Origin of the sequence: Enterococcus sp. DIV0213h (genome assembly GCF_051711285.1) — a bacterium.
GTDB classification, from domain to species: Bacteria; Bacillota; Bacilli; order Lactobacillales; family Enterococcaceae; genus Enterococcus_D; species Enterococcus_D casseliflavus.
Map to the genome: position 1 here is coordinate 1,580,977 of NZ_JBIOMH010000001.1, position 14,350 is coordinate 1,595,326.

The 14,350-nt window shown below is 42.0% G+C and carries 15 protein-coding genes; 14 read left to right on the forward strand and 1 reads right to left on the reverse strand.

Annotated features, from left to right (window positions below; all coding sequences use genetic code 11):
• The first annotated feature begins 158 nt into the window (after positions 1-158).
• The 9 genes from IGI77_RS07140 to IGI77_RS07180 all read left to right on the forward strand — a co-directional run bounded on the left by IGI77_RS07140 (position 159) and on the right by IGI77_RS07180 (position 8,022).
• Positions 159-1,013 carry a phosphate ABC transporter substrate-binding protein PstS gene (locus IGI77_RS07140; RefSeq protein WP_010748000.1) on the forward strand — a complete coding sequence of 285 codons (855 nt, stop codon included), beginning with the start codon at positions 159-161 and terminating at the stop codon, positions 1,011-1,013.
• A gap of 97 nt (positions 1,014-1,110) precedes the next feature.
• Complete coding sequence (gene pstC, locus IGI77_RS07145; protein ID WP_005225781.1) at positions 1,111-2,031, forward strand: phosphate ABC transporter permease subunit PstC; 921 nt, start codon at positions 1,111-1,113, stop codon at positions 2,029-2,031.
• Positions 2,031-2,915: a phosphate ABC transporter permease PstA gene (gene pstA, locus IGI77_RS07150; RefSeq protein ID WP_005225782.1), complete on the forward strand. Its 885-nt coding sequence runs from the start codon at positions 2,031-2,033 to the stop codon at positions 2,913-2,915. Before pstC ends, pstA begins: the two co-directional genes overlap by 1 nt.
• A 13-nt stretch (positions 2,916-2,928) precedes the next feature.
• Complete coding sequence (gene pstB, locus IGI77_RS07155; RefSeq protein ID WP_005225783.1) at positions 2,929-3,735, forward strand: phosphate ABC transporter ATP-binding protein PstB; 807 nt, start codon at positions 2,929-2,931, stop codon at positions 3,733-3,735.
• Positions 3,736-3,766: 31 nt separating this feature from the next.
• Positions 3,767-4,525: a phosphate ABC transporter ATP-binding protein PstB gene (gene pstB / locus IGI77_RS07160; protein WP_005225784.1), complete on the forward strand. Its 759-nt coding sequence runs from the start codon at positions 3,767-3,769 to the stop codon at positions 4,523-4,525.
• Between the two features lie 11 nt (positions 4,526-4,536).
• Positions 4,537-5,214, forward strand: coding sequence for a phosphate signaling complex protein PhoU (gene phoU, locus IGI77_RS07165; RefSeq protein ID WP_005225785.1), 678 nt, complete (start codon positions 4,537-4,539; stop codon positions 5,212-5,214).
• Positions 5,215-5,742: 528 nt separating this feature from the next.
• Entirely contained in the window at positions 5,743-7,305 is a 1,563-nt protein-coding gene (gene liaX, locus IGI77_RS07170) for a daptomycin-sensing surface protein LiaX (RefSeq protein ID WP_010748005.1), read from the forward strand.
• Between the two features lie 49 nt (positions 7,306-7,354).
• Positions 7,355-7,663 carry a PspC domain-containing protein gene (locus IGI77_RS07175; RefSeq protein WP_010748006.1) on the forward strand — a complete coding sequence of 103 codons (309 nt, stop codon included), beginning with the start codon at positions 7,355-7,357 and terminating at the stop codon, positions 7,661-7,663.
• Entirely contained in the window at positions 7,663-8,022 is a 360-nt protein-coding gene (locus IGI77_RS07180) for a phage holin family protein (protein ID WP_005225788.1), read from the forward strand. Before IGI77_RS07175 ends, IGI77_RS07180 begins: the two co-directional genes overlap by 1 nt.
• Before the next feature lie 63 nt (positions 8,023-8,085).
• Here IGI77_RS07180 and IGI77_RS07185 read toward each other — a convergent pair whose 3' ends face one another.
• The gene (locus IGI77_RS07185; RefSeq protein ID WP_142967236.1) at positions 8,086-9,786 is read right to left on the reverse strand and encodes a M3 family oligoendopeptidase; all 1,701 of its coding nucleotides are present in this window, start codon (positions 9,784-9,786) and stop codon (positions 8,086-8,088) included.
• Positions 9,787-9,943: 157 nt separating this feature from the next.
• Between IGI77_RS07185 and hprK the strand changes: the two genes are divergently transcribed.
• From hprK to IGI77_RS07210, 5 genes are all read left to right on the forward strand, one after another.
• Positions 9,944-10,879 (forward strand): HPr(Ser) kinase/phosphatase, encoded by a 936-nt coding sequence (hprK, locus tag IGI77_RS07190; protein WP_005225790.1) that lies wholly within the window; start codon positions 9,944-9,946, stop codon positions 10,877-10,879.
• A 14-nt stretch (positions 10,880-10,893) separates the two neighbouring features.
• Entirely contained in the window at positions 10,894-11,724 is an 831-nt protein-coding gene (lgt, locus tag IGI77_RS07195; RefSeq protein WP_010748008.1) for a prolipoprotein diacylglyceryl transferase, read from the forward strand.
• 75 nt (positions 11,725-11,799) lie between these two features.
• Positions 11,800-12,828 carry an NAD(P)H-dependent glycerol-3-phosphate dehydrogenase gene (locus tag IGI77_RS07200; protein ID WP_005225792.1) on the forward strand — a complete coding sequence of 343 codons (1,029 nt, stop codon included), beginning with the start codon at positions 11,800-11,802 and terminating at the stop codon, positions 12,826-12,828.
• 17 nt (positions 12,829-12,845) lie between these two features.
• Entirely contained in the window at positions 12,846-13,763 is a 918-nt protein-coding gene (galU, locus tag IGI77_RS07205) for a UTP--glucose-1-phosphate uridylyltransferase GalU (RefSeq protein ID WP_428206345.1), read from the forward strand.
• 160 nt (positions 13,764-13,923) lie between these two features.
• Positions 13,924-14,349 (forward strand): DUF948 domain-containing protein, encoded by a 426-nt coding sequence (locus IGI77_RS07210; protein WP_005235398.1) that lies wholly within the window; start codon positions 13,924-13,926, stop codon positions 14,347-14,349.
• Position 14,350: the final 1 nt, after the last annotated feature.

The following is a 14,350-nucleotide window of genomic DNA, read 5'->3' on the forward strand; positions in this document are numbered from 1 at the left end:
AGTTATTTTGTAAAAGAAAAAAAGCGTTTTAAATAAAGGGACAGACTCAGCTCAAGAAAAAAAAGCAAATAATAATTTTCATTGATTTCAACTAATGGTAAAATGAAAATAATTGATTTTTACAATCAATGACTTTCGAAAGTACAAGGAGCGTTATGATGAAAAAATTAAAACTTCTAAGTCCTATCATCGGATTGGTTATTTTACTCTCAGGATGTGCAAGCTGGGCAGATCGAGGAGAATCCATCACAGCAGTCGGGTCTTCTGCCTTGCAGCCACTCGTAGAAACCGTTGCGGAAGAATTTCAAAACTCAAATCCTGGGCGATTTATCAATGTCCAAGGAGGCGGGAGCGGCACTGGGTTAAGTCAAGTCCAAGCAGGCGCAGTCGATATTGGGAATTCTGATTTGTTTGCAGAAGAAAAGCCAGGGATCGATGCGGATGCACTCGTTGACCACCGAGTGGCAACGGTGGGTATCACACCGATCGTCAACAAAGGCGTCGGGATCACGGATATTTCAACAGAGGACTTAAAAAATATCTTCTTAGGAAATATTACAAATTGGCGTGAAGTTGGCGGAAATGATCTGCCCATCGTTTTGTTGAATCGGGCGACTGGAAGCGGCACGAGAAGTACGTTTGAAAAATGGATCATGGATGGCGAAACAGCGATTCCTTCCCAAGAGCAAGATTCTAGTGGGATGGTCCGTTCGATCGTTTCAGATACACCAGGGGCCATCAGTTATGTTGCATTTTCTTATGTGACAGATGAAGTCAACGTCCTTTCGATCGATGGGGTTCAACCAACGATTGAAAATGTAACGACCAATGATTGGAAAGTTTGGGCTTACGAGCATATGTATACAAAAGGAGAACCAACGGGATTGACCGCTGAATTTCTCGAATATATGCTTTCTGATGAAGTACAAGAGCATATCGTCGGGGATCTGGGTTATATTCCAATTTCCATCATGCAGGTGGAAAGAGATTGGGAAGGCAACATCGTCGAGTAATCTTTACACAAAATTTACACAAGCTTTAACAGAAATTGATGTTGAACCGATAAACTAATGGTTATGAGTTTAGTTTGATTTTTGAGGAGGAACCCTCGTGGAAAATGTAAAAGAAGTGTTAACAAAAAAATCCAAGCGCGCAAGAATGGAACAAAGAGGAAAGCTGGTTAGCTTTCTATGTATTGCGTTGATTGTATTGGTTGTGATCTCCATTTTTTATTTCGTTGCTAGCCGTGGATTAGCGACATTCTTTGTAGACAAAGTCAATGTTTTCGACTTTTTGTTTGGTACGCAATGGAATCCAAGTGCTGTTGGTCCTGATGGCCAACCATTAGTAGGTGCTTTACCGATGATCCTTGGTTCGTTCTTCGTAACCTTCCTGTCAGCGATCGTCGCAACACCATTTGCGATCGGTGCAGCAGTCTTTATGGTGGAGATCTCCCCTCGTAACGGAGAGAAGATTTTGCAGCCCGTCATCGAACTATTAGTCGGTATTCCTTCTGTAGTTTATGGTTTTATCGGTTTGTCTGTCATTGTACCAGCAGTCCGTTCTGTTTTTGGCGGTACAGGGTTTGGGATCTTGGCGGGGACCTTTGTCCTATTTATCATGATTTTGCCGACAGTGACTACGATGACTGTTGATGCGTTACGGGCAGTCCCTCGGCACTACCGTGAGGCATCCTTAGCTTTAGGTGCAACACGCTGGCAAACGATCTATAAAGTTGTTTTACGAGCAGCTGTCCCTGGGATTTTAACGGCGGTTGTTTTCGGAATGGCTCGCGCATTTGGGGAAGCATTGGCGATCCAAATGGTTATCGGTAATGCGGCATTGATGCCGACGAGCTTAGTGACACCTGCATCAACATTGACATCGATCTTAACCATGGGTATTGGGAATACGATCATGGGAACAGTCCAAAACAACGTTCTATGGTCATTAGCCTTGATTCTCTTATTGATGTCCTTACTATTTAACATTGTCATTCGCTTTATTGGGAAGAAAGGAGCATTGAAATAATGAATGCAAAACGTTCAGATAAAATTGCTACCGGCGTCTTGTATGCTGTTGCTGGAGTCATTGTTTTGATTTTGGCTTCCTTACTATTGTACATTTTGGTACGTGGTATTCCCCATATCAATTGGGAGTTTCTGACTTCTTCTTCAAAAGCGTATCAAGAAGGTGGCGGGATCGGCATCCAATTGTTCAATTCCCTATACTTGCTTTTAGTGACAATGATCATTAGTTTTCCGATTTCTTTAGGAGCGGGGATCTACTTATCAGAATATGCGAAGAAAAACTGGTTGACGGATATCATTCGGACATCGATCGAAATCTTGAGTTCACTGCCTTCTGTGGTTGTCGGTCTTTTTGGTTTCTTGGTCTTTGTTATCCAGTTTGGTTATGGCTTTTCGATCATTTCAGGTGCCTTGGCATTGACTTTCTTCAATTTGCCACTATTGACTAGAAATGTGGAAGAATCTCTACAAGCGATTCATTATACGCAGCGTGAAGCGGGCTTGTCTTTAGGCTTATCCCGTTGGGAAACTGTCACACGCATCATTGTTCCAGAAGCAACACCAGGAATTTTGACTGGGGTCATTCTAAGTTCTGGTCGAATTTTTGGTGAAGCGGCAGCGCTGATCTACACTGCAGGACAAAGTGCACCGGCCCTTGATTTTACAAACTGGAATCCATTGAGTGTTTCCAGCCCGATCGGTCTTTTCCGACAAGCGGAGACGCTGGCAGTCCATATTTGGAAAATCAATACAGAAGGTACGATGCCTGATGGCGCTCAAGTTTCAGCCGGGGCTTCGGCGGTATTGATCATTGCCGTCTTGCTATTTAACTTTGGCGCCCGTGCAGCTGGCAAACGGTTGTACAAGAAAATGACGTCAGCATAAGGAGAATGACAGTATGAACGATTACAATTGGGACGATCGAAATATCATTACCTTCGATAAACCAGAAGATGTGGCGCTTTATACCACTGACTTGCATGTATGGTATGGATCAAATGAAGCCATCAAAGGCATTGATCTACAATTTGAAAAAAATAAAATCACCGCATTGATCGGACCTTCCGGTTGCGGTAAATCAACGTATCTGCGTTCTTTGAATCGAATGAATGATGGGATCGCAAACACGAGAGTCACAGGAAACATCATGTATAAAGGAGTCGACGTCAATACAAAAGAAGTCGATGTCTTCGAAATGCGCAAGCGTATCGGCATGGTTTTCCAACGACCAAACCCTTTCAGTAAATCGATCTATGACAACATCGCCTTTGCTTTGCGACGTCATGGAGAAAGAAACAAAAAGAAATTGGATGAAGCAGTCGAAACCAGCTTGAAACAAGCCGCACTTTGGGATCAAGTAAAGGACAGCTTAGACAAAAGTGCTTTGGCATTGTCCGGTGGACAGCAGCAACGTCTGTGTATCGCTCGAGCAATTGCGATGAAACCAGATATTTTGCTTCTAGATGAACCAGCTAGTGCCCTTGATCCAATCTCAACCGGGACAGTGGAAGAAACTCTTATCAACTTGAAAAACGACTATTCAATCATCATCGTGACCCATAATATGCAGCAAGCTGCTCGGATCAGCGATTATACTGCCTTTTTCTACTTAGGAAATGCGATCGAGTACGATGAGACCCGTAAGATATTTACTCGTCCAAAAATTAAAGCAACAGAAGATTACGTATCCGGTCATTTTGGCTGAGCCGATTCGATCAGTAAACGGAGGCAAAACAATGGCAGAAGAAATTATTACATCGAAAGATCTGCATTTATACTACGGAAAAAAAGAAGCATTAAAAGGAATCGACCTTTCCATCAAAAAAGGCGAGATCACTGCAATGATCGGACCTTCAGGATGTGGGAAATCGACCTACTTGCGTTCTCTTAATCGAATGAATGATTTGATCCCTGGTGTGACAATTACAGGAAGTGTTGTCTATAAAGGGAAAGACATTTATAGTCCAAAGCAAGACATCGTTGATTTGCGCAAAGAAATCGGGATGGTTTTTCAACAACCGAATCCTTTTCCCTTTTCAATTTACGAAAATGTGATTTATGGGTTAAAATTAAAAGGAGTCACGGACAAGGAGATTCTTGATAAGACGGTAGAAGAAAGCCTGAAAGCAGCTTCTGTCTGGGAAGATGTCAAAGACAAACTTCACCAAAGTGCGCTTTCTTTATCAGGTGGACAACAGCAGCGGGTTTGTATCGCTCGGGTATTGGCTGTCGATCCAGAAATCATTTTGCTGGATGAACCAACCAGTGCGTTAGACCCCATTTCATCAGGGAAAATCGAGAATACCCTTCTAGCACTGAAAGAACGCTACACCATGATCATCGTGACCCACAACATGTCACAAGCTTCAAGAATCTCAGATAAAACCGCGTTCTTTTTGGACGGCAACTTGATCGAGTTCAATGACACGAAAAAAGTGTTCCTAAGCCCAAGCAAAAAAGAAACAGAAGATTATATCTCAGGAAGATTTGGTTAGGAGGAAAAGGGATGTTGCGTACACAATTTGAAGAAGAATTATTAAATTTACACAATCAATTTTATGAAATGGGGATGCTAGTCAGCAGTGCCATTCATAAATCTGTGCGAGCATATGTCAGACATGACAAAGAAATTGCGCAGGAAGTAATTGAAAATGATTTGGCGATCAACAATATGGAAGTTCGTTTAGAAAAAAAGAGCTTTGAGATGATTGCTTTGCAACAACCAGTAACGACCGATCTACGAATGATCATTACTGTAATGAAAGCCAGCTCTGACTTGGAGCGGATGGGGGACCATGCGGTATCCATCGCGAAGTCAACAATTCGGGTCAAAGGCGAAACGCGGATCGCCGAAATCGAAAAAGAAATCTCAGATATGTCGGATTACGTCAAAAAAATGGTTGATAATGTCTTAGTGGCGTATGTAAAAACCGATCAAGATGATGCTCGCATGATCGCTCAAATGGACGATCGGGTCAATGAATATTACAAAGACATTTATTACAAAACGATCGAGAGTATGAAAGAAAATCCAGAAACAGTTGTCAGTGGGACCGATTATTTATCCGTTGCTCAATACTTGGAACGAATCGGTGACTACGTAACGAATATTTGTGAATGGATCGTGTATCTTGCTACTGGGAAAATCAGTGAATTGAATACAAACCGTACGGAAATGATTTAAGAAACCAGCTTGGGTTCTTGATCATGTATCTCTTTTAAAAGAGATGGGATGGACCGTCGAAAGCAGTTGTCCTTTAAGGAGTAACTTCTCTCGGCGGTCTTTTTGATTTGAAAGAATCGCTTCAATCGATGACGTGAATAGGATAGGCAAAATAGAAAATGGCTCCTCCATAAAGATGGCCAATGGAAATCGATTCTATCGTCCCTGAAATTTACTAGTTGAGCCGTCTATGCTTTTCGTCGCCGACCTGCAGTGAAAGGAGCAATCACTCATTTACTCTAGCAGGCCTATTCCTTAAGAGTTCTTCTAGCTGAAACTTTTGTTTCTATTGGTTTTTCGTGGTACTGTTAATAATAGGAAGATCGTTTTGAGCCTAGTGTAATGAAGAAAAAGTGTCGGTTTTGCTTGCCAATCTGCAGATTGAGAAAAACTTGGTACTTAAGACCTATGACACTTTTGCAAAAACAAGGCATAATAGGTTCGTAAGCTAAACTTGCAATCACACATTTGCTGAAGGAGGCAATTTCCATGAACGAAAGAGAACGTATATTGGATCTAGTAAAAAAAGGTGTGCTTTCTACAGAAGAAGCCTTGGATTTACTAGAAGGTATGGCAAAAGCCAAAGACGAAAAACAAATTAACAAAGCTGCTGCTGAGGTAACCGCGGATAAGAATGCGACAAGCCCATTTGATGATACTGAAAACGACGATGAGATGTTCACGTTTGACAGCGAAGAAAAACTTCGTCAAAACGAAGCGCAAGACAAAGAAAATCTTGAAAAGATTCTCGATGGTTTAGCAACGGAAGCCAACCAAGCATCTGCTGAGTTGGACGAAATCAATGCTGAAATTCTTGGCGTCAAAGAAGAATTAAAAGAAGCACAAGAAACACTGATGCAATTGAACACCAAAGAAGAGTTGGATCAATTGTCAGAAGATGAATTGGCTACGCGTCACGAAACAGAAGCGACCATTACTGCCTTGGAAGAAACCTTAGATGGTTTATCTGAAGAAAAAGCAGAATTGGAAGCAAAATTAAAAAATATTCGCAAAGACCAATGGTCTCAAACAAAAGAAAAAATTTCTCAAAAATTAGATATTCCAGAGGATTGGAAAGAGCAAGCGACTGACACCTTTAACCAAGTAAGTGAAAAAATGGTCGATGCCAGCACACACTTCGGACACTTCTTGAAGAAAACAGTTCGTGCAGTGACAGAGTCAGTCAATGACAACATGGAATGGAAAGACATCAACTTGAAAGTTCCTGGTGTTGCAGCGACAAAATTTGAGCACACATTCAGCTATGATGAAACGGCAGCGACATTGATCGATGTGAAATTGGCAAACGGCAATGTTTCCTTCCAATTATGGGATGAACCAGGTGTCAAAGTAGATGCCAAAATCAAACTATATGGTAAAATGGATGCGGCGGAGCCTTTCGATGCTTTTGAAGCAAGAAGCCAAATCAATGTCGATGATGAACGCATCTCTTTCCAAATTCCCAACAAACGCATTCGTGCCGATCTCGTTTTCTACTTGCCAAAACGTACCTATGATCATGTGGCAGTGAAATTGCTGAACGGCAATGTTACATTCAATGAATTGGATGCGAAAGATGTCTATACAAAATCAACAAACGGCAATATCGATTTCCGCAAAGTAAACGCATCGATGTTAGAGATTGAAGGCGTGAATGGAACGATCACTGTTCAAGAGGGTGAGATTTTAGATGCCATTATTGAAACGGTGAACGGCGACGTTACGTTGACAGCAACGCCACAAAATACCGGTATTTCTTTAGTTAACGGCAACATCCGTGTGACCTACAAAGAAGAAACGGTCCAAAAATTAAACGCCAGCTCTGTAAACGGGAATGTCAAAGTAGCATTACCGACAGGAATCGGTTTTGAAGGGATCGCAAAAACAAGTTTAGGTAGCATCAACAATCGTTTAAGCGAGATGGAAGTTGTGCGTGAGAAAAAAGAACGCCTAAACCAACTATTGCAATTCCGTCGGGTTGCCGATAAAGTCGCTCAAATCGATCTATCCACAACAACAGGAAATGTCTTTATCAAAGATACAGACAAATAAGAATCGCTGGGTTTACACTCATTAAAGAAAAGAAGGAAGGTGTAGATAAATGAACAAAAAATTAACAAAATCAGCCAATAACGTTGTCATTACAGGTACTCTAGGGGGGCTGGCAGAATACTTGCGAATTGATCCAACCATCGTTCGCGTGATCTATGTCTTTCTATCTTTAGTGACTGCTGCGTTTCCTGGAATCACTTTATATATCATCATGGCGGTCTTGATTCCTTCTGGTCGCAAGAGTACCTCAGGATATGGCCACGACAATCACTACTACAAGCAAAACAAATACAATGAAGCAAATCGTCCCCGTAAAGAAGCGGAAAAGGTGGAGGATGAGGACTGGAGTGACTTCTAGTGTCTTATTTTCAACGGCTTATCATGAATACACTGACGTTTGTCACATTGGCGGTTCTATTACCAAATATGATCCATGTTCAAAGCATTATGACTGCAGTGATCGCCAGTTTCGTACTGTCGATCCTGAATGCTTTGATTAAACCAATTCTGATCGTCATTTCATTTCCATTGACTTTACTGACGCTTGGTTTCTTCACTTTTGTGATCAATGCGCTCATGCTGAATTTGACTTCATATTTTGTTGGGTCAGCCAACTTCGGCTTCTCCTCGTTTGGGGCAGCGCTATTAGTGGCACTGATCATGTCAGTGATCAATATGATCGTGACTGAACACCATATCGAAAAATATTCACGTTAAAAAGACGTTTCACGTTTTCTCCCACTAGCTATAAAGCTAGTGGAGAAACGGAAACGTCTTTTTTTAGTTTAACTGTTCTTCTTTGATAGCAGCAAGGTACGTATCTACTGCCTGTAACGTCTCATCAAGCGCCCCTTTTTCAAAAGGTGAACGCAAATGAGCAAGAGACAGGATCTCAAGGAATGTTTTCGTGCCGCCGACTTCGCAGATGGCCAAATAATCTTGCCAAGCGGTTTCGTCTTTTGCCACGATGAATCGATACCAAAATTGGAACGCACACACTTGCGCCAATGTATAATCGATATAATAGAAAGGTGATTCAAAAATATGCCCTTGTCTAAACCAATACAAGCCACGATCAAGGTCAGGATATTCTGAATAATCCCGTTCTGGGCAATACTGGCGCTCTAATTCCCGCCAACGGGCTTTGCGCTGTGCTGGTGACCACTCAGGATGCTCATAAACGTCTTGTTGGAAGTGATCCACTAAAACGCCATAAGGCAAAAATTGCAGGCTGCTAGCAAGATGCGCAAATTTGTATTTTTCTGTTTCTTCTTCAAAAAAAGCATCCATCCATGGCCAGGCGATAAACTCCATCGACATTGAATGGATCTCGCAAGACTCATAATTGGGAAAGAGAATTTCCGGTTCTTTGATCCAACGAGAGCGAAAGGCTTGAAACGCGTGGCCAGCTTCGTGGGTCAAAACATCGACATCACCAGAAGTGCCGTTAAAGTTGGCAAAGATAAATGGCGATTGATAGTCTTGGATAAACGTACAATAGCCGCCAGATTGTTTGCCTTTTTTGCTTAGTAGATCAAGTAGGTCATGCTCGACCATAAAATCAAAAAATTCGCCAGTTTCAGGGGATAGTTCCTGATACATCACACGGGCTTTTTCTACTAGTTCTTCAGGAGTTCCTTTAGGCTCTGCGTTACCACTAGGATAAACAAGCGGCAGGTCGGTAAAGGTTGCCTGAGTCAATTGATTACGCTGCGCCTGTCTTTGGTACAGTTTTTGGGTAATTGGGACGACTTTTTCTAAAATTTCCCGACGATAGGTCTCGATCATTGAACGATCATAGTCCCAACGATTCATTTGGGTATCCGCAAAGGCAACATAATTTTCAAAGCCGAGCTTGTGGGCGATCTCGGTACGAACCTTGACCATCTCATCATAAATTTGATCAAAACGGTCTTCATTTTCCGTGAAGAAAGCCGTTTGTTTTTCAAACGCTTCTTTTCGAACACTGCGATCTTTGTTTTCGGTAAATGGTCGCAGTTGTGCGAGGGTATAGGTTTCTCCTTGGAAGTCGATTTGGGCAGAAGCGACCAATTTGCTGTAATCAGAAGCCAATTGGTTTTCTTTTTGAAATAATTCGATCAAGGCCTCATCAAAAAGCTTCACACGGCTTTCGGCAAATAAAAAAAGTGTTTCTGGATATTCGGCTTTTAATTCATCTAAGACAGGTGAAGCCAGAAGTGCTTGATAGAATTGAAAATCCAGAGCTTCAAAATGAGGCTGGTATTCATTCCAAAAAGTGTCTTCTGCTTCATAAAAGGCATCGTTGGTATCGATCGAATAGCGGATCGAAGCCAAGTTCATTGCAGTATCGATCGTTCCTCTTAGTTCGTTCAAAGCATCAAGGGCTTGCTTCGCCTCCGAGAAGGTATCGGCTGACTGAAGGTTTGCTAATGCTTTTTTGAATGTTTCTTGATAAACTGGAAAATCAGGGCGTTGATACTTGTATGCTGAAAATTTCATTAAAAATCCCTCCTTAGTAAAATAATAACACAAACGAAAAAGAATGAGGACTTCTATTGGCGAAGGTAGTAACTTTACTGATAGAATGATAAAATAGAACCAGAGTGTCGTTTACAAAAAACAGCGGCAAGAATCATTGAGAAAAGAGGGAAAACCTATGGCAGAAACCGTCAAAGTCAGCGAGCTGGCGGAGGCTTTAAATTTAGAGATAGTTGAAGGAACTGAAAACAGTTTAGAAAGAGAAATCATTACCGGCGATATTTCCCGACCTGGTTTGGAATTGACGGGTTATTTTAATTACTATTCCCATGATCGTCTGCAATTATTCGGCAGCAAAGAGATCACCTTTGCGGAACGGATGATGCCAGAAGAACGCTTGATGGTGATGCGCAAAATGTGTGCCGAGGATACCCCAGGGTTTATCGTTTCTCGCGGCTTGGAAGTACCAGCAGAAATGATTCAAGCCTGCAAAGAACATGAGATCACAATTTTGCGTTCGCCCATCTCAACCTCACGTCTGCAAGGAGAGCTTTCTAGTTTCCTCGATGGACGCTTAGCCACAAGAACCAGTGTCCATGGGGTATTAGTGGATGTCTATGGGCTAGGTGTTTTGATTCAAGGCGATAGCGGAATTGGGAAAAGCGAAACAGCCTTAGAGTTAATCAAACGTGGGCATCGATTGATCGCTGACGATCGGGTGGATGTGTATAAGCAAGATGAATTGACTTTGGTAGGGGAACCGCCGAAAATCTTGCAGCACTTGATCGAGATCCGCGGAATCGGAATCATCGATGTCATGAATCTTTTTGGTGCCAGTGCCGTACGAGGGTATATGCAGGTTCAAGTAGCGGTGTATTTAGAAGCTTGGGCGAAAGACAAAAAGTATGATCGACTAGGAACCGATGATACGACGGTTGAAATTGGTGGCGTCGATGTACCACAAATCAAGATCCCCGTAAAAACTGGTCGAAATGTTGCGATCATTATCGAAGTCGCTGCCATGAATTTCCGAGCGAAAACGATGGGCTACGATGCAACGAAGACCTTTGAAAACCGATTGACGCAATTGATCGAAGAAAATTCTGGAAACTAGAGAGGATAAGATAGATGTTAGGTTTAGTAAATCGAGTCGCATTTGAACTATTTGGTTTGCCGATTTATTGGTATGCGATCATTATCGTATCAGGCGTGATCATTGCTATGTGGTTAAGCACGAGAGAGGCGGTTCGTGTCGGGCTCAAGCCAGATGATGTGACTGATTTTATGTTGATTGGATTGCCAGTAGCGATCATTGGTGCGCGGCTTTATTATATTCTGTTTGACTTGCAATACTACATTGATGACCCAAGTCAAATTTTCAATATTCGCTCTGGTGGGATCGCGATCTACGGCGCACTGATCGCCGGGGGGATCTGGCTATACTTTTTCTGCCAACGAAATTTTATTTCTCCCTGGACCTTCTTAGACATCGCCGCACCAAGTGTCTTATTGGCACAAGGCATCGGGCGTTGGGGCAACTTTATGAACCATGAAGCATTTGGCGCTGAAGTCAGCCGCTCCTTCTTAGAAAGTTTGTATATACCGAAATTCATTATCGATAATATGTATATCGATGAAGCGTATCGGCAGCCGACCTTTCTTTATGAATCGGTTTGGAACGTGATTGGATTTATCGTTTTGATCTTCTTGCGTAAGAAAACTGGGTTATTAAAAGAAGGCGAAGTCTTCTTGAGCTACTTGATTTGGTATGGATTCGGGCGCTTCTTTATTGAAGGAATGCGTACCGATAGTTTATACTTATTTGGTGGAATCCGTGTGTCACAGGCACTTTCCGCTTTATTGTTCTTCGGAGCGATCGCTTTAATGATCTGGCGCAGGAAAAAACAAGCGTTAAAGGATTACAACCGCAGCTTTGGTAAGAACCAAGCGATTATCTAAACAGTTATTTTATCGAAATTATGGTAAAATGATGAAGTGCATGAATTTGCGAAAAGGATAGAGGAGGTTTCCATAGTGAAACAGAAAATCGCCGTCTTAGGTCCCGGATCATGGGGGACTGCTTTGGCACAAGTCTTGTCTGAAAATGGACATGAAGTGACTATTTGGGGGAACAATCCCGCCCAAATCGATGAAATCAATACGTATCATACGAATCGGCATTATTTGCCAGATCTGAAGCTTCCTGAAAATATTCTAGGCTGTAAAGATTTAGAAGAGGCGATCCAAGGGGCAGATGCCGTCTTGTTTGTCGTACCAACTAAAGCGATTCGTGCCGTGGCACAAGAATTCACTAAGAAAACAACTGGCAAGCCAGTCATTATCCATGCCTCAAAAGGGTTAGAACAAGGCAGTCATAAACGAATCTCAGAAGTACTTGCCGAAGAGATCCCAGCTGATAAACGGCAAGAAATCGTTGTCTTGTCAGGACCATCTCATGCGGAAGAAGTCGCTGTCCATGATATCACCACGATCACGGCAGCTTCAGAAAATGAAGCGGCTGCTAAGTATGTACAAGAGCTATTTATGAATGATTACTTTAGAATCTACACGAATAACGATGTGATCGGTGTCGAAACTGGCGCCGCTTTGAAAAACATCATCGCCATTGGTGCCGGTGCTATCGCAGGACTTGGCTTTGGGGATGATGCGAAGGCAGCGATCATGACCCGTGGGTTAGCAGAAATCAGTCGTCTTGGTGTGGCAATGGGTGCCAATCCTTTAACCTTTATCGGATTGAGTGGGGTTGGCGATTTGATCGTCACTTGTACCAGTGTCCATTCACGAAATTGGCGTGCAGGAAACCTATTAGGAAAAGGCCATAGCTTAGATGAAGTATTAGACAATATGGGGATGATCGTTGAAGGAGTTTCAACCACAAAAGCTGCCCGCGAATTAGCAGAAGCTTTGTCGGTGGAAATGCCAATCACAGAAACGATTTATTCGGTCTTGTATGAAGGCAAAGACATCAAGCAAGCAGCGAAAGATATTATGCTGCGAGACGGCAAAGAAGAAAACGAATTTTCGGTAGATCAATCATTATGATTAAAGGAGCGAGTCACATGAATGTCAAAAAAGCAGTTATCCCAGCAGCCGGTCTGGGTACCCGATTTTTACCAGCTACAAAGGCAATGGCAAAGGAAATGTTGCCGATCGTTGACAAACCAACGATTCAGTTTATCGTGGAAGAAGCTTTACAATCGGGGATCGAAGATATTTTGATCGTAACAGGGAAAGCAAAGCGTCCAATCGAAGACCATTTCGATGCCAACTTAGAATTAGAGATGAATCTAAAAGAAAAAGGCAAGACGGAGCTTTTGAAATTAGTGGAAGAAACAACTGACGTAAATCTTCATTTCATTCGCCAATCTCATCCGAAAGGATTAGGCCATGCCGTATTACAGGCTCGGGCATTTGTCGGAAATGAACCGTTTGTAGTTATGCTAGGTGATGACTTGATGGAAGATCAAGTACCATTGACGAAACAGTTGATCGATAATTATGAAAAAACGCATGCATCAACAATCGCTGTCATGGATGTTCCTCATGAAGATACATCAAAATACGGGATCATTGATCCTGGTATGGAAGTTGAAAAAGGCTTGTTCAATGTCAAAAACTTTGTTGAAAAACCAGCGCCAGAAAATGCGCCAAGTGATTTAGCAATTATTGGTCGCTACTTGCTGACCCCTGAAATTTTTGATATTTTAGCCAATCAAGAACCAGGTGCTGGTGGCGAGATCCAATTGACGGATGCCATCGACACATTAAATAAAACCCAACGCGTATTTGCTCATCAATTTAATGGCAAGCGTTACGATGTTGGAGATAAATTCGGTTTCTTAAAAACAAGTATCGAGTATGGTCTAGTGCATCCTGAAGTCAAAGACAGCTTGAAAGAGTATTTGATCGAGTTAGGAAAAGAACTAGCTCCGGTTCAAAAAGAAGTCAAAGAAGCACCGAAAGCGTCAAAAAAATAACAAAAACTCCTAAACAAGGCGATTTCTGATGAAATTGCTTTGTTTTTTTATTATTTCCTGTTGAAAGCGGATAATTTTCTTAAAAATGCAGTCTTTTATTTGTAGAAAGTGCAGTGAAATGCTATTCTTAATATAAGTAAATGGGGAAAGGAGCCATTCTATGTCAGGAGGAGAACTAGCTGCATTGATTGCTGCGATCGCATTTGTCGTATTGGTCATTTTCGTCGTTCGTTTGTTGATGCAAGTCAGCAAGACAATGACCAAAGTAGACAAAACGGTCGAAGAGGCAAACACAACCATCCGTGTCATTACCAAAGACGTTGATATTCTTTCAAAAGAGGTTGAAGGTCTTTTGGTAAAAACGAATGAGCTTTTACAAGATGTGAACGGAAAAGTCGCAACCATCGATCCTTTGTTCACAGCAGTTGCAGATCTAAGTACCAGTGTTTCAGAACTAAATGTTTCTGGAAAAAATTTAATTACGCGCGTGGGTAGTCTTGGCCGGACCACTGCCAAAGCAACGGTAGCTGGAAAAGTCGGTCAAACAGCCATGAAATTTTTCAAAGACAAAAATAACCAAAAATAAA